This is a genomic window from Bradyrhizobium neotropicale (assembly GCF_001641695.1).
Taxonomy (GTDB): Bacteria; Pseudomonadota; Alphaproteobacteria; order Rhizobiales; family Xanthobacteraceae; genus Bradyrhizobium; species Bradyrhizobium neotropicale.
The window spans coordinates 1-20424 of record NZ_LSEF01000106.1; the positions used below are offsets into that span (position 1 = coordinate 1).

General features: G+C 63.0%; 15 protein-coding genes. 3 read left to right on the forward strand and 12 right to left on the reverse strand.

The genetic code is table 11. The annotated features are described in order from the left end of the window. Positions 1-11: 11 nt before the first annotated feature. Entirely contained in the window at positions 12-293 is a 282-nt protein-coding gene (locus tag AXW67_RS35615; RefSeq protein WP_063675745.1) for a LexA family protein, read from the reverse strand. Positions 294-331: 38 nt separating this feature from the next. Between AXW67_RS35615 and AXW67_RS35620 the strand changes: the two genes are divergently transcribed. Next, positions 332-1462 (forward strand): IS630 family transposase, encoded by a 1131-nt coding sequence (locus tag AXW67_RS35620; RefSeq protein ID WP_063675747.1) that lies wholly within the window; start codon positions 332-334, stop codon positions 1460-1462. Positions 1463-1469: 7 nt separating this feature from the next. Here AXW67_RS35620 and AXW67_RS35625 read toward each other — a convergent pair whose 3' ends face one another. Further along, positions 1470-4835 (reverse strand): adenylate/guanylate cyclase domain-containing protein, encoded by a 3366-nt coding sequence (locus AXW67_RS35625; protein WP_082908155.1) that lies wholly within the window; start codon positions 4833-4835, stop codon positions 1470-1472. Between the two features lie 428 nt (positions 4836-5263). Beyond that, the gene (locus AXW67_RS35630) at positions 5264-5467 is read right to left on the reverse strand and encodes a hypothetical protein (protein ID WP_027555843.1); all 204 of its coding nucleotides are present in this window, start codon (positions 5465-5467) and stop codon (positions 5264-5266) included. A 205-nt stretch (positions 5468-5672) separates the two neighbouring features. Between AXW67_RS35630 and AXW67_RS35635 the strand changes: the two genes are divergently transcribed. Both AXW67_RS35635 and AXW67_RS35640 read left to right on the forward strand, forming a co-directional pair. Next, positions 5673-7049, forward strand: a complete 1377-nt coding sequence (locus tag AXW67_RS35635) for a leucyl aminopeptidase family protein (RefSeq protein ID WP_063681674.1) — start codon at positions 5673-5675, stop codon at positions 7047-7049. After that, on the forward strand, positions 7042-7884 hold the full coding sequence (locus AXW67_RS35640; RefSeq protein ID WP_063681675.1) for a C40 family peptidase: 843 nt from the start codon (positions 7042-7044) through the stop codon (positions 7882-7884). The genes AXW67_RS35635 and AXW67_RS35640 overlap by 8 nt, the downstream gene beginning before the upstream one ends. Before the next feature lie 127 nt (positions 7885-8011). On the opposite strand, the gene AXW67_RS35645 is transcribed toward AXW67_RS35640, so the two are convergent. The 9 genes from AXW67_RS35645 to AXW67_RS43505 form a co-directional block, all read right to left on the reverse strand. Further along, positions 8012-10183, reverse strand: a complete 2172-nt coding sequence (locus tag AXW67_RS35645) for a peroxidase family protein (protein ID WP_063681676.1) — start codon at positions 10181-10183, stop codon at positions 8012-8014. Positions 10184-10502: 319 nt separating this feature from the next. Further along, entirely contained in the window at positions 10503-11324 is an 822-nt protein-coding gene (locus AXW67_RS35650; protein ID WP_063681677.1) for a PspC-like choline-binding domain-containing protein, read from the reverse strand. A 291-nt stretch (positions 11325-11615) separates the two neighbouring features. Then, positions 11616-13253, reverse strand: coding sequence for an ABC transporter ATP-binding protein (locus AXW67_RS35655; protein ID WP_063681678.1), 1638 nt, complete (start codon positions 13251-13253; stop codon positions 11616-11618). A 22-nt stretch (positions 13254-13275) separates the two neighbouring features. Next, positions 13276-14454 carry an ABC transporter permease gene (locus AXW67_RS35660; RefSeq protein ID WP_063681679.1) on the reverse strand — a complete coding sequence of 393 codons (1179 nt, stop codon included), beginning with the start codon at positions 14452-14454 and terminating at the stop codon, positions 13276-13278. Then, on the reverse strand, positions 14454-15563 hold the full coding sequence (locus AXW67_RS35665) for a microcin C ABC transporter permease YejB (RefSeq protein WP_063681680.1): 1110 nt from the start codon (positions 15561-15563) through the stop codon (positions 14454-14456). The genes AXW67_RS35660 and AXW67_RS35665 overlap by 1 nt, the downstream gene beginning before the upstream one ends. After that, on the reverse strand, positions 15560-17452 hold the full coding sequence (locus tag AXW67_RS35670; RefSeq protein WP_063681681.1) for an extracellular solute-binding protein: 1893 nt from the start codon (positions 17450-17452) through the stop codon (positions 15560-15562). The genes AXW67_RS35665 and AXW67_RS35670 overlap by 4 nt, the downstream gene beginning before the upstream one ends. A gap of 14 nt (positions 17453-17466) precedes the next feature. Further along, the gene (locus AXW67_RS35675) at positions 17467-19377 is read right to left on the reverse strand and encodes an extracellular solute-binding protein (protein ID WP_063681682.1); all 1911 of its coding nucleotides are present in this window, start codon (positions 19375-19377) and stop codon (positions 17467-17469) included. Between the two features lie 211 nt (positions 19378-19588). Continuing rightward, positions 19589-20140 carry a c-type cytochrome gene (locus tag AXW67_RS35680; RefSeq protein WP_027555834.1) on the reverse strand — a complete coding sequence of 184 codons (552 nt, stop codon included), beginning with the start codon at positions 20138-20140 and terminating at the stop codon, positions 19589-19591. Continuing rightward, positions 20118-20424, reverse strand: a 307-nt coding sequence (locus AXW67_RS43505; RefSeq protein WP_210183978.1) for a hypothetical protein, incomplete at its 5' end; no start/stop codon positions are given. The genes AXW67_RS35680 and AXW67_RS43505, both read right to left, overlap by 23 nt.

Genomic DNA, 20424 nt, shown 5'->3' on the forward strand with positions numbered 1-20424 from the left:
CTAGTGGTTCATCACAGTGATTTTGACGTTTTGATACCGAGCCATCCGAGGATAGGCAACTTTTCGGGTGGCAAGAGGATCTCGATGCTTCGAGCGACGCCGGGCTGGCGACGAATGAACCCGTTGCGTTCGAGGGTGAGGATCATCTGGTGGACTGACGGCGGGCTGACGCGGAAATGCCGCTGGATGTCGGCCTCGGCGGGCGGCTGTCCGAACATGTACGAGTAGGTATGGATGAAAGCGAGATAGTGTCCCTGCTTCTCGGTGAAGTGCGCGCCTGATTTTTGACTCATAGCTGGATTCGTCCCGGCCTCCGACAAGGAGGCGAAGCATGAATGTACGTTATCGGGTCGAATTGAGCCAAGCCGAGCGGGACGAACTGACGGCAATGCTCGGCGGCGGCACGCATTCCGCCCGCAAACTCAAACGGGCTCAGATTGTGCTGGCGGCCGATTCAGGCAGCTGCGACGCGGAGATTGCCCGAACCGTCCGGGTCAGCCTTTCCACCGTCGGCCGGACCAAACGCCGTTTCGTAGAAGGCAATCTGGAGCGGGCCTTGAGTGAGGAGCCGCGTCCGGGCGCGGAACGCAAGCTGACAGGCAAGGAAGAGGCCCTGCTGGTGGCGACGGCATGCGCCAAGCCGCCCGCCGGCCGCAAACGCTGGACGCTGACATTGCTGGCCGACGCGATGGTCAAGCTCACCGATCACGCCAGCCTGTCGGGCGAGACCGTGCGCCGCCGGCTGGCCGACAACGACCTCAAGCCGTGGCGCCGGGATATGTGGTGCATTCCTCATGTCGACGGCGAATACGTCGCCCGGATGGAGGATGTGCTCGATCTCTACGCCGAGGCGCCGGATCCCGAGCGGCCCCTGGTTTGCTTCGACGAGACCCCAGTCCAGCTGATCGGCGAGGTACGCCAGCCGATCCCTGCCCAACCGGGACAGCGCGAGCGCTACGATTACGAATATCGCCGCAACGGTACCGTCAATCTCTTCGTCACCTTCGATCCGCATCGCGGCTGGCGCAATGTCAAGGTTACAGACCACCGCGCCGCGGTCGACTACGCGCACTGCATGCGCGAACTCGTCGACGTCCACTATCCCAATGCCGCCTGCATCCGTGTGGTGCAGGACAATCTGTCGATTCATACGGCCGGCGCGCTATATCAGGCATTTGCGCCTGCCGAGGCCCGTCGCATCCTGCGCCGCCTCGAGTTCCACTACACCCCGAAACACGCCAGCTGGCTCAATATGGTCGAGTGCGAGATCAGCGTGCTGCAGCGCCAGTGTCTCGGCCGTCGCATCGACGATCCCAAAAGGCTTCGAAAAGAAATCGCAGCATGGCAACGGCAGCGAAACAAGGCGCGAGACCGCATCAAATGGATGTTCACAACCGACAAAGCCCGCGCCAAACTCGGTCGCGCCTATCCAGTTGCCGCCAAAGAGTCAAAACCACTGTGATGAACCACTAGCTGCCACAGGCGGCATGCTCCTCCAGCGAAAACTGCATCCCGAGCTGCGAGAACAGGGCTGCGGCGATGTTGAGGTGCTGTTCGGCGCTTGTCTGCTGGCCGATCGATCGGAAACGTTTTCCGAGCCCGAGGTGACATTGAGCCACGAGAGGTCGCAGACCGAGCTCCTCGGCCCTGCGCAGCGCCTCGAGAAAATTTGTCTGACATTCATCAAGGTGCGCAGGGCCTGTCGCGCCAAGCTCAGCAAGTAATCGCAGTGCGTAGGCTTCGTGGCCGCGCTCGCCATGTTTGCGCGAAAGCATCAGCGCCCGTTGGCCGCACCGCTCAGCGTCGACCGCGCGGAGCTTTCGAAGGTAAGCCTCACCCAACCGGACCAAGGTCATGGCGAGCCCGCCCATGCGATGCATTGCGGTCGATTCCCGTTCGGTTTCCTCCAACAGCACGATGGCCTCGTCGAGGCGATCGGAGAGGCAATAGGCATATCCGAGGGACGTGCCGATGAGTGGTATCATCAGTGGCAGAATCCATGAGCGGCAGAGCTCGAGGCCCTGCTCAAGGACGCTGATGCCTCGCGGCGCCTCGCCCCGAAGGGCGAGAACGTTGCCGGCTCCGTAACAGGAGAACGCAAGGCTGTAGACGTGGTTGGCCAGTCGGGCAATTTCCATGGCCTCTTCCGCCAGGCGCAAGGCCTGGTCGAACTCGCCGAGCTCGGCAAGCGAACAAACCAGATAGACCCGCCTGAACACGCCCTGAACCCCGGTCGTTCCCATCGTGTCGGAGGCGAGATCACCTCGAAGGCGCTCTACGGCGGCAGACAATATTTGCACCGCGCGATGATGATCTCCCCGTGCCGCCAGAGCCGCTCCCAAATGTCCACTGACGATCGTCCGAAGCGACTGGTCATCCAATTCGTCCGCTATGGCCATCGCCCGTTCGCCTGCCTCGATCGCCGGGCCCAACTCGCCCAGCAAACGGTAGTATTGGCATATGAACGATGATGCCTGACCAAGCCTTCGCTTGTCCGCGAGTTGTATCGCCTGCGCCTCCACGCTCTGCAGTTGGCCCAGGCATTTCTCGAGGTGGCCCAAGGGGTGAAGTGCGTTTCGAAGGTCGAAGCGAATATCGATGGCAAGTTCGATATTGTCCTTGGTTTCGGGCAACTTCTCGATGATCGCCAGCGCCTGCTCGAACCAGACGCGCCCGTTCTCGAGCGCCGACCGCGAGAGCGCCTTCAGTCCGGCCTGCCGCAAATATCGAACAGCCTTGTCCGGCAACTCTCCACGAACCGCATGCTGCGCAAGGCGCTCAATGTGCTCGCCGATCCGGTCCCGGTACAGATTCTCAATCGTGCCGACCAGTCGCGCATGCAGCGCGCGCCGTCGCGTCCGCAGCAGGCCGTCATATGTGACCTCGTGGGTGAGCGCGTGTACAAACGAATACTCTACGTCCGGAAAGAATCCGGACTCGTAGAGAAAACCGGCCGCCAGCAGCCGGCCCAGCGCGTCTTCCAGCGCGCCTTCCGTGAGGTCCGCCATCGGTCGAAGGACCGCCAACGGAGTCTCGCGGCCTGCAACTGAAGCGATTTGCAGAAGATTCTTGTCACCGGGAAGCAGCCGATCTATTCGCGCCGCCAGAATGGCCTGGACGGTAGGAGGAACCTGAACATTTCCGGTCGGACGCAACAATCGATAGTGACCGCGTTCTCCGGCGAGGTATTGGGTCTCCACCAGGGAGCGGACTGTTTCCTCAATGAAGAAGGGATTGCCGCCCCGCGCGATCAGAAGCTGCTTGAGTGAAGCGAGTTCAGGATCTTCACCCAGGAGTGCCTCCAGCAGATAGCGCGTGTCACGGGTCGGCAACGCGCTCAGCCGGATCTGATGGTAGTTTTCCTTGCTCCCCCAGTTGTGCTGGTAGTCGGGGCGATAACTGACAAGCAGCATGAGGCGGGCCGAGCCCAGGACGGTGACCAGGGCATCGAGCAATTCCTGCGTTTCGTTATCCACCCAATGGAGGTCCTCGAAGATCAAGAGGACCGGTTGCTTGCAAGCCTCCCGCAGCAACAAGCTCTTCACGGCATCGATATTGCGACGCCTGCGCTGAATTGGATCGAGCGTATGCCAGCTTTGGTCATCGACCGGGATATCGAGCAGCGCCAGGAGGGCAGGAAGCGTCGGCTCCAGCCTTTCGTCGAGAGCGAAGATTCTCTCGACCACCTTTCGGCGCATCTCATGAAGCTCATCCCGGTCCTGGATGCCAAAGTAGCTCTTGAGCAGTGCGATGACCGGCAGGTAGCTGGTCGCTCTTCCATGCGAGATCGACGTGCTATCGAGCACCAGCCAGCCGAGCAGACCGAGCAGCCGGTTGGCGTGGGTAAACTCATAGACGAGACGTGACTTGCCCACGCCCGCCTCACCAATGATCGCCACCGACTGGCCCGATCCCGTGTCGGCCAGCTCCTGTGCGCGACGCAGCTCATCGAGCTCGGCCTCGCGGCCGATAAACTGGGTCAGGCCGCGAATCGTTGCGGCCTGCAAACGCGTGCGTGCGGGCCCCGCGCCGATCAGCTCGTAGACCTCCTCGGGCTCGGCAAGCCCCTTGATCGGCAGCGGCCCCAGCGACCGCGCCATGACATATCCCTCAGCCAGTCGCATGGTCTTCTTCGTCGTCAGGATCGAGCCGGGCTGCGCCATCTGCTCCATGCGAGAAGCCACGTGCACGGCCTCACCGACAACGGTGTATTCCATGTCAAGCTCGTTGCTGATGGCGCAGATGACGACTTCGCCCGAGTTGAGCCCAACGCGAATCCTGAGGGGTTTATGATCAGACTGATCGGTACCGTCCGCCAGTTTGGCCTGGGAGTCCTGCATCATCAGCGCGGCGTAACAGGCCCGCACGGCATGATCCTCATGGGCGAGCGGCGCGCCAAAAATCGCCATGATACCGTCGCCAAGAATCCTATTGACCGTACCCTCATAACGGCGGACGGCCTCGCACATCCGCTCGAGCACCGGGTTGAGGATCGCCTGCGCACTCTCCGGATCCTGGCCGGAGATCAGGGCCAGTGAGCCCGTGATGTCCGCGAACAGCACGCTCACCTGCTTTCGTTCACCGGCGAGTTCGGCGGTCGAGGTGAGACTGTCGTCAGGGATGAGTTGGGCGGTCTGTGGTTTCACCGCCTGTGAGCGCGCAGACAGATAGTTTGCGGCGCCCTGCCCCGTCGAATGGCCGCAATGAGAACAGAACTTGGCCGTCGGCGAAACTTGAGTGCCGCAGTTCGCGCAAACGCGTACCAGAGCCAAAGCACATTCTTCGCAGAACTTCGCCGCTGCGCCGTTTACGTGCTGGCACCTCGGACAAATCATCTAGGTCCCTGACCAAAGTGATGCCCACGGTACCGTCGAACTCCATGGTCAACAAGCTGGTTTTCTGCCCAGGGGCCAAGCCGACGGCCCGAAAACACCTGCATTTGATGCAATTGAAGCTTCGCTGGCTTTGTAACGGTGCCGCGTCCGCAGGCATTTCGCATCCAGACTGGCAGAGAGCCCACCCCCTCCCTGACCGCTACCTTACAACCTCGCACGAACGAAGTCATTGGGCCGTCGGAGCGCCGACAGGCTTTGGAGGCGATCCAGTCGAGTTTCGGTATCGGAGAATTTCGAGACTGGGAGACTTGCTCATCCCGACCGCCTTTGGCCCTTCGCGACATATTGCGCAGCCGCGCGAGCTCGTTCGCCAACGGCGGCAAAGCGGACGTAGCCGCCGGGTTCATGCGGACACGGCCGCGGTCCGATCAATATTCGATGGCGAGACGCTTGCGGATTTCATCGAGCCGCTTGTCAAGCGCATCGAACCGCGCATGGACGGATCGATCGTGAAGATAGAAGACGTAGCCGCCGGCCAGGAACGCGAAGATCCAGTGGTGGTGCTCGACATAGCCAAAAATTGCCTCGATGGCCTGGCCGATGAAGGTGACCATACTCCACACGACGTCCATTGCATTTCCTCCCGGCACGTCTTTCCTTCGGTCGCCGACGTTCTCCGCCGCCCGCGACCGCTGGTGCGGAACCTAGCATGGCGCCCCCGATGCGAGTAGCGGCTCGCCAAGCGGTAATCGCAAAGCCGATTGCAGGCGCGGCGAAACTCTGCGAAGTCTGTCAGCCGCTACATCACCCGTTTGATCTGACGATCCGGACCTGCCAATGCCCTCCGTCTTCGAGACGTCCCCGACCGCCATCCCGATCACCTTCGTCACCAAAGCGAGCTGGGATGCGGTCCGCGAGACACTGCCGCCGGCGCAGCGGCAGTTCGCCTCAGCCAATGCCTTTACAGCCAAGCCGGGCGCCTATCTTGCCCTGCCCGCGCCGGACGGCGCGATCGCGCACATCCTGTTCGGCCTCGAGGACAACGGCGCAAAATCGCGCGACCTGTTCCGACCGGGTGCGTTGCCGGGCCTTTTGCCGCCGGGCACCTATCGCTTTGCCAATGCGCCGCACGATGCGCGGCTGGCGGCGCTGGCCTTTGCCCTCGGCAGCTACCGCTTCGCCCGCTATCGCAAGGCGGACCGTCCCGACGTCCGGCTGACACCGCCGGACGTCGTCGATGCGGTCGAGATCGACCGGGTCGCCGATGCGGCGATGCTGGCGCGCGACCTCATCAACACGCCGGCCAACGACATGGGCCCGGAGGAATTGGCCAAGGCGGCCGAGAGGCTCGCTGCCGAGTTCGGTGCCAGCTTTGCCTGCACCATCGGCGAGGATCTGAAGGCCGGGAATTTTCCGCTGATCCATGCGGTCGGCATGGCCTCGGATCGCGCGCCGCGGCTGATCGACATCGGCTGGGGCGATCCCGCCCATCCCAAGGTGACGCTGGTCGGCAAGGGCGTCTGCTTCGATACCGGCGGGCTCGACCTGAAGCCGTCGAGCGGCATGCTGATCATGAAGAAGGACATGGGCGGCGCGGCCAACGTGCTGGCGCTGGCGCGCATGGTGATGGATGCGAAGCTGAAGGTCCGCCTCCGCGTGCTGATCCCGGCCGTGGAGAATGCGGTCGCCGGCAACGCCTTCCGTCCGCTCGACATCTTCCCCTCGCGCAAGGGCATCACGGTCGAGATCGGCAACACCGACGCGGAAGGCCGCCTGGTGCTTGCGGACGCGCTGGCGCTCGCCGACGAGGAGAAGCCGGATCTGCTGATCGATCTCGGCACGCTCACGGGGGCGGCGCGCGTGGCGCTGGGGCCGGACCTTCCGCCCTTCTACACCAACGACGAGGCGCTTGCCGCCGACGTCGCGCGCTGCGCCGTGAAGGAGAACGATCCGTTGTGGCGCATGCCGCTGTGGCCGGCTTACGATGCGTGGCTGGACTCCAAGACGGCCACCATCACCAACGCGCCATCGGGCACCTTTGCCGGCTCGATCACCTGCGCTCTGTTCCTGCAGCGCTTCGTCGAGCACGCCAGGAGCTGGCTGCATGTCGACATCTACGGCTGGACGCCGTCGGCGAAGCCCGCGCGTCCCGAAGGCGGCGAATGCCAGGCCGCACGTGCCCTCTACACATTGCTGAGCGAGCGCTATGCATGATCCGCGGCTGACACCGGCGCGGGGCGACCTCGCCGCGAAATATCTCGAAGGCAGGGTTCAGGCGGATCGCTTCGTCACCGGCGAGGAATTCGAGGTGGTTGAGGCGATCGCACCGATGCGTGAGCGGCCGTCTTCGGACGCCATGCTGATGACGGAGACGCTGCGCGGCGAGCGCGTCACGATCTACGATCGCAACGGAGAAGGCTGGGCCTGGGGCCAGCTCACTGGCGACGGCTATGTCGGCTGGCTGCCGGACGCCGCGCTGGCGCGGCCCGCAGGCGCGCCGACGCACAAGGTGAGCGCGCTCCGGACCTTCGCCTTTCCCGGTCCCTCGATCAAGCTGCCACCGACGGGCACGCTCGTGCTGGGATCGAGGATCGCTGTGGTGCGCGAGGACGGCAGCTTCGCCGTGACGCGCGAGGGAACGTATCTGCCGAAGGCACATCTTGCGGCGCTCGATCATCGCGAGCCGGATTTCGTCGCCGTCGCCGAGCGCTTCGTCGGCACGCCGTATCTCTGGGGTGGCAAGAGCAGCCTCGGCATCGATTGCTCCGGTCTCGTGCAGGTCTCGCTGACATCAGCGGGCATCGGCTGCCCGCGCGACAGCGACATGCAGCAGGCGGGCCTCGGCCGCGCGCTCGCGCCAAGCGAGGCTGGCAAGCTGCAACGCGGCGATTTGATCTTCTGGAAGGGGCATGTCGCGATCGTGCGCGACGGCAGCACCATGGTTCACGCCAACGCGCATCACATGGCGACCGTGATCGAGCCGATCGAGCCCGCGATCGCGCGGATCAAGCAGGCCGGCAGCGAGGTCGCCGCGATCAAGCGGCTGTAGGCTGAGCGAGTGCTTTTCACTCAGACGGCTGGATAGGTCATCGCGCGAATTGCGAAAATGCTGCGCCGCTCATCCTGGGGCGGCGCAGCACTTTAGTTGATGCCCAATCGTGATGGTCGAAAGCGGATCAATGTCGTCGCGGTCCGGTCAGGAAGGACTCCTGGCTCAAGTTGGCGCCGTTCGACACCGCCGCAACGATCTGACCGGGATCGACCCGGCCGATGTTGCCGGCCTGATATTGGTTCAGCAGCGCAAAGCTCTGGCTTGCCAGGGCCGATGCGGTCGAGCCGGTTGCATGCGAAGGATCCGACGCGGTGATCGGGGGCGACGCGGAAGTCGCCCCGATGCCGGTGACCGAGTCCTGATATTGCCCCCACGATCCAGAGCCATGATGCTGACTCCACGATACAAGGCCAGGATACGGTAATTCACTCGGCTTCACGCCGACCAGGTCGATGGTCTCGTTGCCGACCTGCAGCAATGTTCCGCCGTGATGGTCGGATGATTTCCTGACGTAGTGGTCCGTCCCGAGTTGCAGCTTGTCCTCCTTCGGGTCGTAGTCAGTGATTGTTACGGTGTTGTGTAGACCCCCGATGTCGTCGGGGTTGATCACGAAGGTGTCGGCCCCACCACCGCCGGTCATTGTCATGTGGCCGCGCGCCGCCACCAGCGTGTCATCGAGATCCCCACCGGTCAGGGTATCGTTGCCGGCCGATCCGACCACGAGTTGCGCCATGCCGACGGCGGCCTCTGCTCCAGTCGGGTCTATGCCTCCCACGGTGCCGCTGTGCCGCTCGGTGGCGACGAAGGCATCACTCTGCATCGCCGTCGTATCGGTGTCGCGCAGGATCAGATCCGACAGGGTGGTGCTCTCGATCTCCTTCAGGGTTGCCTTGTCGAAATTCTGGTTCTCGAAATAGTACCGATCGCCGTCGCGCAGGGCCGCGAACTGATCGCCGATGATCTTGGCGAAGGTCGGTCCGACGATGGCTCCTTCAGCGTGATCCTCTGCCAATCCACCAGCCCACAAATCGACGGCATCGATAGAACCATAGGCTTTCTCGAACGCCGCTGCAGTCGCCGGATCGGAGCTGAGCTGATCGAAGCTGGTGTAGGGCGCAAGCCCCAGCGCCTCCCGCGTCTGGTTCAGTGTGCCCAATCCAAGATCATGGCCGCGCTGGATGTTGATCGCCGCCAGATCCATACCGTCGGGAGGATCGGCCAGGAAATTCCGCAAGCCGTCAACGATGTGGGCGTCCAGCGGGTTGGCCAGGTCTCCCGACAGATGCCGAAGTAAACCATCGGCACCTGTCGCCGCGAAGGTTGCCGGATCTTCAAAGAACGATTGCGCCAGCGTCTGCTCCGACGTGACGGCACCCAGATTGCTGGTGGCGCTGATCTCGTCGGAGACGATCGAGTGACCAAAGCGAAACGCGGCGCCCGCAAATTCTTCGGTAATCCGCGGGTCCACCGTGGGATCATAGCCCTGGTAGGGCTTGATCGCGTCCTTGCCCAGCAGATGCGGCAGGAATTCGCTATAGGTGATGTTGACCATCTCGGCCGTGGTGATGGCCTTAGCCGTCTCGTACAGCTTGTCGCCACTCCAGTTCGGATGCTCCGCGTGCAGACGATCGACCTGATAATTGTGCTCGCGCACGAACAACACCTGCAAGGCCGTCAGGTCGGGGTTCTCCTGTGCTCGCACATCACCCGCCAGAAAGGCCTTGCCCTGGGGGGTGTCGACAATGGGAAGATTATCGCCCGCCGAAACTTTCATATGCCCGTCGGCTGTACGCAGGCTTGCTGCGGTAGCGGCGTCGGATCCGTATATCTGCGATCCGTCCAGCCAACCCGTGATCGTGTTGATCGCGGTTGCCGGATGGCCGGGGACACCGGTTGCAGGATCGATCGCCACCCGCGTCAGCGGGATGGTGCTGCCGGGCGGCAGAAACGCGTCATCCGCCGGGACCGTGATCGAGATGTCCGTGGTTGTGGCTGACTTTTCCAGATCGAGATCGTGATCGATGAACTGGCCCCACGCATACATCATGCCCGATAGCGCGACGCCGTTGTCATCGGTCAAATGCGGGGCGTCCTCTCCGGTGTCCTCCTGCGCCGCGACAATGTTGCTGATCTCGCGCGGGTTTGGCCCCGGCGTCATTTCATCGAACCCATCGGCGAAATTCGCCGGACCCACCCGGCCAAAGTCGGTGTTGGCCTGGTTCAAGGTGGAATCGGCGAGATTGTTGTTGGAGCCGTCGATGGTACGGAAATCGAGGGTACTGAAACGCAGTGCCATGGCTCACCCTCCCTGTAGAGTCTATGGCCCCAGCTCCTACGCCATCGACCTCCCCTCAAATGGCATTTTCATTGGCACTTTGTGACGATCGCGTGTTTATTGAGAGACGACATGCGAGCTTTCGGCGCCATCGTGCTCCGCAATTTGGCGGATTGCGTTGAAAAATCGAGCCGAGCGGGAACGCTGATTTGAATCGATGATGAATCAGCGGAGATTGAGCAGGCGACGCTGTTCTACGAGCTCGAAGGCCTGGCGAAAGCTTGTCGCGTACCTGATCGCAGAAGCTGCCCGAAATACAAATCCCGCCAGGCTGTGCGGATTAACGCGCTGACCATGGCCATGCCAATATCGGTTGCGGTTTCTTGGCTTGCGCCCGCTCCGCGGTTCGAGCCGGCTTTTGCGTCTGGGCGACAGTGGCCGGCTGCCGCGGACGCGGCAGTGGTACTTCCGGCATCACCTTCGGCGCTTCGGGGCTCACCGTTGGTGGCGCTTCGGGCATCGCCTTTGGCTCCGAAGCGCTGGCGACGACTTGGGCGAGTTGTTCCTGGCTCGCGTTGAGCCGGTCGGTAAGCACCTGGCTTTCGCGCGCCATCTCGATCTGGTCCGTCTTGATCCGGTCGATCATACTGCTGTTGCGTGCGCTTTCATCCCGGCTCGCCTTGAGTTGGCTCGCGAGATTTTCATTGTCGCTGGCCAATTGTTCTTGCCTCACCTTGAGCTGTTCGACCGTTCGGCTCAAGGCGGCGATGTCGCGCGCGATCGGTTGGAGCTGCTGCGCCAGCTCGGAATGCTGGGTAACAACCGTCGGCGGGGCGTCCTTCGGCGCGGCGACGTCCAACGCGGCCTGCGCCAGACTTGCTGGGGCTGCGGGGGCCGTTATCGCCGTATCAACGGAGGATGATCTCCACGAGGCGGCGACACCAATCGATGCGACCAACAGAGAACCGAAAGCCACATAGCGCCAATCCGCCAATCGATGAATCGCCGCGAAGGGGACACGAGACGTCCTCATGCTTGTCCAACGGATGCTGCTCGGCGGGGCCGAAGGTCTGACTCCCGCTTCGCGCGCCAGGTTCGAAAGCTGCTCCTCCAAGCTCGCGATCTGTCCTTCGGCGAGCGGGTCGTCCAGCGTGGAATTCATTTGGTGCCCCGTATCAAATGCATTGGCATCCGCCTGAGAGCGATCCGCGCATCTGCGCTACAGCGAGCTGCAATCAACGAAAAGCAGATGGTTCTTGAGCCTGCGACGCTTCTCAGGGATGAGCATGCAACTGCACGTCAACCGACTTTCTACCAGCCAGGTACTGGCGTTTTTAACGCAGCCGAGAAGGCGGAACTATGTTCACCAGCCGGAGAATTATGGAAGGAACCCTGACCCGTCGGGACAAGGTTGATTCGCTACTTGGTTCCTTACCCTCTGGTCTGGCGGTAGCTACGTTGCCACCGAGCCGTTCCCCGCCGTCTCCAGCCGGAACGCGGCAGCAAACAGCGCGCGCGTGTAATCCGTCTTCGGGTTCTTGAAGAGATCCGCCGCCTGGCCTTCCTCGACCACCTTGCCGCCGCGCATCACGATGAGATGGCTGGCGAGCGAGGCAACTACGCGCAAATCGTGCGAGATGAACATGTAGGTGAGGTCGCGCTTGCGCTGCAGCTCGCGCAGGAGATCGACCATCTGCGCCTGGAACAGCATGTCGAGCGCGCTGGTCGGCTCGTCCAGCACGACGAAATCGGGCTCGAGCACGATCGCGCGCGCAATGCTGATGCGCTGGCGCTGGCCGCCGGAGAACTCGTGCGGATAGCGAAAGCGTGTCTCCGGATTGAGCCCGACATCCTCCAGCGCCTTGACGACCTTCGCCTCGCGTTCCGCGCGCGAGAGTTTTGGCTGATGCACGGAGAGACCTTCGGCGATGATGTCCGCGATCGACATGCGCGGGCTGAGCGAGCCGAATGGATCCTGGAACACGATCTGCATGTCGCGCCGGAACGGGCGCATCTCCCTGAAACGCAGGCCCTGGATGTCCTTGCCCAGGAAAACGATCCGCCCGTTCGATGAGATCAGCCGCAGCAGCGCCAGCCCGAGCGTGGTCTTGCCCGAGCCGGATTCGCCGACGACGCCGAGCGTCTCGCCCTTGCGCACGGCGACGCTGACGCCGTCGACCGCCTTGATGTGGCCGACCGTCTTGCGCATCAGCCCGCGCTTGATCGGAAACCAGACCTTGAGCTCGTTGGCCGACATCACCACCGGTGCACCCGGCTGCGGCGGCGCCGGGTCAGGCTTCGGCTCGGCCGCGAGCAGGTCGCGCGTGTAGGGATGTTTGGGGCTCTTGAAGACCTGCTCGACCGGCCCCTGCTCGACGATCTTGCCGCCGTTCATGACGCAGACGTGGTCGGCGATGCGGCGCACGATGCCGAGGTCGTGGGTGATGAAGAGCAGGCTCATGCCGAGCCGCGCGCGGATCTCGGCAAGCAGTGCCAGGATCTGCGCCTGCACGGTGACGTCGAGCGCTGTGGTCGGCTCGTCCGCAATCAACAGATCCGGCTCGTTGGCGAGCGCCATCGCGATCATCACGCGCTGGCGTTGACCGCCGGAGAGCTGGTGCGGATAGCTCTTGAGCCGCGTCTCGGGCTCGGGGATGCCGACCTGCGTCAGCAATTCCAGGGTACGCCGGCGCGCCTCTGCGTTGCTGGTCGGATTGTGCAGCTGGATGATCTCGCCGATCTGCGCCTCGATCGTGTGCAGCGGGTTGAGCGAGGTCATCGGCTCCTGGAAGATGATGGAGATGTCGCTGCCTCTGATCTCCCGCATCTGCTGCTCGGACTGGTCGATCAGCTCCTGTCCCTTGAAGCGGATGCTGCCCGAGGGATGCGAGGCGTTCGGGTAGGGCAAGAGCTTCAGGATCGAGAGCGCGCTGACCGATTTGCCGGAACCGGATTCGCCGACCAGCGCGACGCATTCGCCGCGCTTGATCTGGAACGAGACCCTGTCGACCGCAAGCGTGGTGGCGCCGCCCTGATGGAAGGCCACCGAGAGGTTCCGCACGGCAAGCAGGGGCTGGTTGATCGCGTCCATCGTCTACCTGCAAGTCTTTCTTTTACTTAAACGTCTTGCGCGGATCGAAGGCGTCGCGCACGGCTTCGCCGATGAAGATCAGCAGCGACAGCATGATCGCGACCGAGAAGAAGCCGGTGAAGCCGAGCCATGGCGCCTGCACGTTCGACTTGCCCTGCGACAGGAGCTCGCCGAGCGATGGCGAGCCGGGCGGCAGGCCGAAGCCGAGGAAGTCCAGCGCGGTCAGCGTCATCACCGAGGACGACACGATGAAGGGGAGGAACGTCATGGTCGCCACCATCGCGTTCGGCAGGAGATGCCGGAACATGATCACCTTGTTCGATACGCCGAGGGCCCGCGCGGCCTGGATGTATTCGAAGTTGCGCCCGCGCAAAAATTCCGCACGCACGAGACCGACCAGAGACACCCAGGAGAACAGCAAGAGGATTCCGAGCAGCACGAAGAAGCCGGGCACCAACACCGATGACAGGATCAGGAGCAGATACAGCGATGGGATCGCGGTCCAGATCTCGATGAAGCGCTGGAAAGTGAGATCGATCCAGCCGCCGAAATAGCCCTGGATACCGCCGGCCGCGACGCCGACGATCGAGGACACGATGGTGAGACAGAGGCCGAACAGCACAGAGATGCGGAAGCCGTAGATCAAGCGCGCGACCACGTCGCGGCCCTGATCGTCGGTGCCGAGCCAGTTGTATTCGAGATCGCGGCAGCTCTTCAGGCCCTTCTTCTCGACGACCGGCTTGCACTGCGCCTCCGTCAGCATCCAGGTCGGCGGCGACGGCGCGGGAGTCGGCAGATCGAGATTATGGGTGTCGTAGGAGTAGCGGATCAACGGCCAGACGATGGTGCCGCCCTTCTCCTTGATCAACTTCTGCAAATAGGGATCGCGGTAGTCGGCCGCGGTCTCGAAGTCACCGCCGAACGTCGTCTCCGAATAGGTGACGAAGGCCGGCCAGTAGAGATGGCCGTCATACTTGATCAGGAACGGCCGGTCGTTGGCGATCAGTTCGGCGAACAGCGACACCACGAACAGGACCATGAAGATCCAGAACGACCAGTAGCCGCGCCGGTTCGCCTTGAAGTTCTCCCAGCGCCGCTTGTTGAGCGGCGACGGCGCGAACGACTTGCGGGTGACCGGTACGGCTTCGCCAAACGGCGATTTCGACGTGGTCTCGATCGGGGTTGGTGCGGTCAGCGTCATCAGACCTCCCGCGCCTCAAAGTCGATCCGCGGGTCGATCCACATATAGGTCAGATCGGAGATCAGATTGACCACGAGGCCGACGAGCGAAAAGATGTAGAGCGTGCCGAACACCACGGGATAGTCGCGGTTGAGCACGCTCTCGAAACTGAGCAGGCCGAGCCCGTCCAGCGAGAAGATGGTCTCGATCAGGAGCGAGCCGGAGAAGAAGGCGTGGATGAACGCGCCCGGGAAGCCCGCGATCACGATCAGCATCGCGTTGCGGAAGATGTGGCCGTAGAGCACCTGGCGCTCGCTGCAGCCCTTGGCGCGCGCGGTCATGACGTATTGCTTGCGGATCTCGTCCAGGAACGAGTTCTTGGTGAGCAGCGTCATGGTCGCAAACGCGCTCAGCCCCATCGAGATCAGCGGCAGGACCAGGTGCCAGAAATAGTCGATGATCTTCCAGTACCAGGGAAACTGCGACCAGCCGTCCGAGGTCAGCCCGCGCAACGGGAACAGGTTGAAGAACGAGCCGCCCGCGAACAGGATGATCAGGAGGATCGCGAACAGGAAGCCCGGGATGGCAAAGCCGATGATGATCACAGCCGACGTCCAGGTGTCGAAGCGCGTGCCGTCCTTCACCGCCTTGCGGATGCCGAGCGGAATCGAGATCAGATAGGTGATCAGCGTCAGCCAGATTCCGAGCGAGATCGAGACCGGCAGCTTCTCCTTGATGAGCTGAATGACGCTGACGTCGCGGAAATAGCTCTTGCCGAAATCGAAACGGGCGAAATTCCACACCATCAGCGCGAAGCGTTCGGGCGCCGGCTTGTCGAAGCCGAACTGCGCCTCGAGCTTCTTGATGAAATCGGGATCGAGCCCCTGCGCGCCGCGATATTTCGAGTTGATGGCATCGCCGCCGGCCCCGAGCTGTCCCGGCGCGCGCTGCGCGAAGTCGCCGCCGCCCGAGATGCGCGAACTGCCGCCGGTGTCGGCGCCGGAGAGCTGCGCGATCACACGCTCGACCGGACCGCCCGGCGCGAACTGCACGACGATGAAGGACACGAAGAGGATTCCGAGCAATGTCGGGATCATCAGGAGGATGCGGCGGGCGATATAGGCGCTCATTGTGATTTCGCCTGCTCGAGCTTGGCCGCCTTGGCGCGGTCGTACCACCACAGGGTCCGTTCACCCACGCCGCTCGCATAGTCGGAGATCGCGTAGCGCGGCAGGTTGGCGGGATGATCGAACTGGTCCCAATAGGCCAGTCGGTGCGTCTTGTTATACCATTGCGGCACCCAATAGCGACCGGCACGGAACACCCGGTCGAGCGCGCGGCAGGCAATGGTCAGCTCAGTGCGGGTCTCCGCCGCCATGGCCTTCTCGACCAGTGCGTCCAGAGCGGGACTGGAGGCGCCGGCCAGATTGTACGAGCCCTTCGTCGCCGCAGCCTGCGAGGTGAAGTAAGTTCGCAAGCTGTCGCCGGGCGTTGCCGACATGGTCAGGCGGTTTATGGCCACGTCGAAATCGAAGGCTTCGACCCGGGTGCGATACTGGACGGCATCGATGAGACGCAGATTCGCATCGATACCCAGCATGTTCAGGTTCTTGAGGAACGAAGCGTGGTGCGGCTGGAATGAGGCCTCGTCGGTCAGGAATTCGATCTTGAAGACTTCGCCGTTCGGCAGGAACCGCTTGCCGTCCTTGATCGGGAGCTGCGCCTCCTGGAGCAATTGCTGCGCCTTGCGCAGCAGCGCGCGATCCTGGCCCGAGCCGTCCGACACCGGCGGCACGAATGGCTCGCCGAACACCTCATCCGGCACTTGACCGCGGAACGGCTCGAGCAATTTCAGCTCTTCAGGCGACGGCAGCCCCTCGGCAACGAGGTCCGAATTCTGGAACGGCGAGCACGTGCGCGCGTAAGCGCCGTACATGATGGTCTTGTTGGTCCATTCGAAGTCGAACGCATAGTTGATGGCTTCGCGAACCTTGGCGTCCTTGAACTTGTCGCGCCGCGTGTTGAGGAACCAGCCCTGGCCGCCCGACGGCGTCTGGTCCGGCACTTCCTCGCGCTTGACGCGGCCGTCCTTGATAGCCGGGAAGTCGTAGCGCGTCGCCCAGATGCGCGAGGTGAATTCCTCGCGGTAGAGGTAGTTCTTGCCGGTGAAGCCTTCGAAGGCAACGTCGCGATCGCGGTAGAATTCGTAGCGGATCACATCGAAATTGTTGCTGCCGCGGCAGACCGGCAGGTCGGCGCCCCACCAATCCTTGACCCGCTCGAACTCGATGAAGCGATTGATCTCGAACTTGCCGACCTTGTAGGGACCCGATCCCAGCGGCGTGTCGGTCGTCGTCTCCTCGAAGGAGCGGGTCGCGTAATAGGCCTTCGAGAAGATCGGCAGGCCCGCCACGTAGAGCGGCACGTCGCGCGCGCGCTTCTCGGCAAAGGTCACGATCACGGTGGCATCGTCGAGCGCCTCGGCGCCCTTGACGTCGCGCATCTGGATCTGGATCAGCGGATGACCCTTCTCCTTCAGCGCGTTGATCGAGAACGCGACGTCATGCGCGGTCAGCTTCGTGCCGTCGTGGAATTTGGCCTCGGGCCGCACGGTGTAGCGGTAGCTGAGCTTGTCGGGCGAGATCTGCACCGACTTCGCGGCGAAGCCGTACATGGCATCAGGCTCGTCGCCGGCACGCGCCATCAGCGAGACGAAGGTCAGGTCCATGCCCTGCGCCCCCTCGCCCTTCAGGACGAAGGCGTTGAGCGAGTTGAACGTGAAATAGGACTGGTTGTAGGCACGCACCGACGGAATGAGCGAGAACGCGCCGCCCTTCGGGGCGTCGAGATTGACGTAGTCGAAATGATGGAAGTCGGCGGGGTATTTGAGATCGCCGAACGCCGAGATACCATGGACTTCGGCCGGCCCCTCCGACGCCGCCGCGCCGCGCCGGGAGGCGACGCTGAGCGCGCCGCCAACACCCAGAGCCAGCACGTGCCGGCGTGAAAGCTGCGCCATGCGCAAATGCTTCCTCAAGAGCGTTTTCCGATGCGGGCGGCCTTCTCGGCATCCCACCACCACAGCGTCGGCAAGCCGGACCGTCCGTATTTCGGCAGCGGCTCGGCATGGCTGAAGCGATCCCAGCGGGCGTAGCGCGAGAAGCCGTAGGTGAACTGCGGCACGAGGTAGAAATTCCACAGCAGCACGCGGTCGAGCGCGCGGGTCGCGGCGACCAGCTCGCCGCGATTCTTGGCGTAGATCACCTTCTCGATCAGCGCGTCGACAGCGGGATTCTTGATGCCGATGGTGTTGCGCGCGCCCGGCATGTCGGCGGCCTGCGAGCCCCAGAACTCGCGCTGCTCGTTGCCCGGCGACAGCGACTCGCCCCACTGGTCGATGATCATGTCGAAGTCGAAGCTGCGCAACCGGTTCTGGTATTGCGCGTCGTCGACGACGCGGATCGAGGCGCCGACGCCGATGCGCTCCAGCGACGGCTTGTAGAACAGCGCAATGCGCTCCGACGAAGGGTCCTGCACCAGGATCTCGACCGTGAGCGGCTTGCCGGAGGCATCGACCAGCTTGTGGTCCCGCACCTCGAACCCGGCCTCCTTCAAAAGCTTTGCCGCCTCGCGCAGGTTGGCGCGCACGGCTTCCGGATTGCCACCGACGGGATTCTGATAGGCCGTGGTGAAGACCTCCGGAGGCACCTTGTCCCTCACCGTCTCGAGGATCTGCAGCTCCTGCCCTTCCGGCAGGCCGGAGGAAGCGAGCTCCGAGCCTTCGAAATAGCTGTTGATGCGCTTGTACTGACCGTAGAAGAGCTGCTTGTTCATCTCCTCGAAGTCGAAGGCGTAGTTGAAGGCCCGGCGCAGCCGCGCATCCCTGAACTGAGGCCGCCGGATGTTGAAGACGAAGGCCTGCATGCGGCCGGAATCGTTGATCGGAAACTCTTCCTTGATTACCCGCTTCTCGGCCACCGCCGGGAAGTCATAGGCGGTTGCCCACTGCTTGGCGGAATTTTCCGCGATCCAGTCGGCCTGGTCGGCCTTGAACGCTTCCAGCGCGACGAGGTTGTCGCGGAAGAACTCGAAGCGCAGCTCGTCGAAATTGTTGGTGCCGATCTGACTCGGGACGTTGGCGCCCCAATAATCCTTGACGCGTTCGAGCTTGATCGAGCGCCCGGCGACGAATTCCTTGATCTTGTAGGGGCCGGAGCCGAGCGGCGGCTCGAGCGTGGTCACGCCGATGTCGCGCTTGCGCCCCTGCGAATCGGTGCCTTCCCACCAGTGCTTCGGCAGCACGGTCAGCTCGCCGACGATGGTCGGCAATTCGCGATTGCCCGGCGCGTCGAAGGTGAACTTGACGTCGCGCTCGCCGACCTTCTCCGCCTTCGCGACGTGACGATAATAGGACGCGTACATCGGTGACTGCTTCTTCAGCGTCTCCAGCGAGAAGATCACATCCTCCGGCGTCACCGGCTTGCCGTCATGCCAGCGGGCTTCCTTGCGCAGGCGATAGGTCACCCAGGAATAATCGTCCGGATGCTGGGCGACCTCGGCGAGTTCGCCATATTCGGTGGCGACCTCGTCCTGCGCGCGGGTCATCAGGGTTTCGTAGATCAGCGCCGCGGCCGGCGCTAGCGAGCCTTTGATGCCGGCGACCGCAATGTTGAAATTGTCGAAGGTGCCGAGCGAGATCAGGCGCGCGACGCCGCCCTTCGGCGCATCGGGATTGACGTAGTCGAAGCGCTTGAAATCGGCGGGGTACTTGATGTCGCCGAACAGCGACAGCGCATGGCGCCAGGGCAGAGCACTTGAAGGCAGCTCACCAGCCGATTGCGCCTCGGCCGCGCCGATGACGGGAACACCCGCAAGGGAACCGAGGGCGGGAATCGCCGCGGCCGCGGCGCTGGTGAGCAAAAGATCGCGTCGGGTAATGGCCAAATCAACATCCCTGTCTGGAAGGAGGGTCCCTCTTTAAGGTCCCAATATACGGCAAGGTTTCGACCGAATATGTTGCTTTTTCCTCATCTTGGAAGCCCTCCCGGGCGGTATCCTGCGGCGAAACGCCCCGATAAACATGCCGCGAGCCCCCGATATGGAAACGGCCAGGCTTTGGGCCTGGCCGCATATCCAAGATCGATGCCGAGAAGCCTTACTTCGACGCGGTCGGCAGCGGCTTCGGGTTGTCGGAGAGGCTGTTCAGATAGGCGATGACGTCGGCGCGCTCGCTATCCTTCGGAATGCCGGCGAAGCCCATCGCGGTGCCGGGGATGTCGGCCTTCGGATTGGCAATGAACTTGTTCAGCTCGTCGATGGTCCAGGTGCCGCCCTTGGCCTTCATCGCCGCCGAGAAGTTGAAGCCGTTGCGGCCTTCGCCGCGGTGGTCGTCAACGATGCCGAACAGGTTCGGGCCGACGCGGTTCGGGCCACCCTTCTCGAAGGTGTGGCAGGCCGCGCACTTCTTGGCGGCGGCCGCGCCCTTCTCGACGGAGGCGGTCTGGAGCAGCTTTTCGATCGGCTCGGACGGCGCAGCGGCCGCGCCGCCACCCTTGTCGCCGGCCTCTTCCTTCACGGCGATTTCGAAACCCGGCTTTGCCGGCATCTTGGGCGTGAACACCGCCTGGGCGGCGAAGCTCGTCACCAGCAGAAGGAGACAGGTGCCGAGCACGGCACCGAGGATCTTATTGAGTTCGAAGGAGTCCATTTCCGGCCAGGCCCCACACCGCAAGAATGACACGGCGGCCCCAAACGGCCGCCAGGACGAGCCTCGGGAGAATCAATCGTTCCTTTTTATCCCCCCGAGTTTGGAATTGAGATATCGGTTTGCCCGGGGTCTGGCAACCCGTATAAACGGCTCCGCTTTCACCCCATCCCCACTCCATTTCTCGGCGCGGAAAACGCCCCGTTTCCAGGCCCTTGAACCGATGACCGATCCCCGCATCCTGGTGTTGATCCCGGCCCGCATGGCGGCCACCCGCCTGCCCGGCA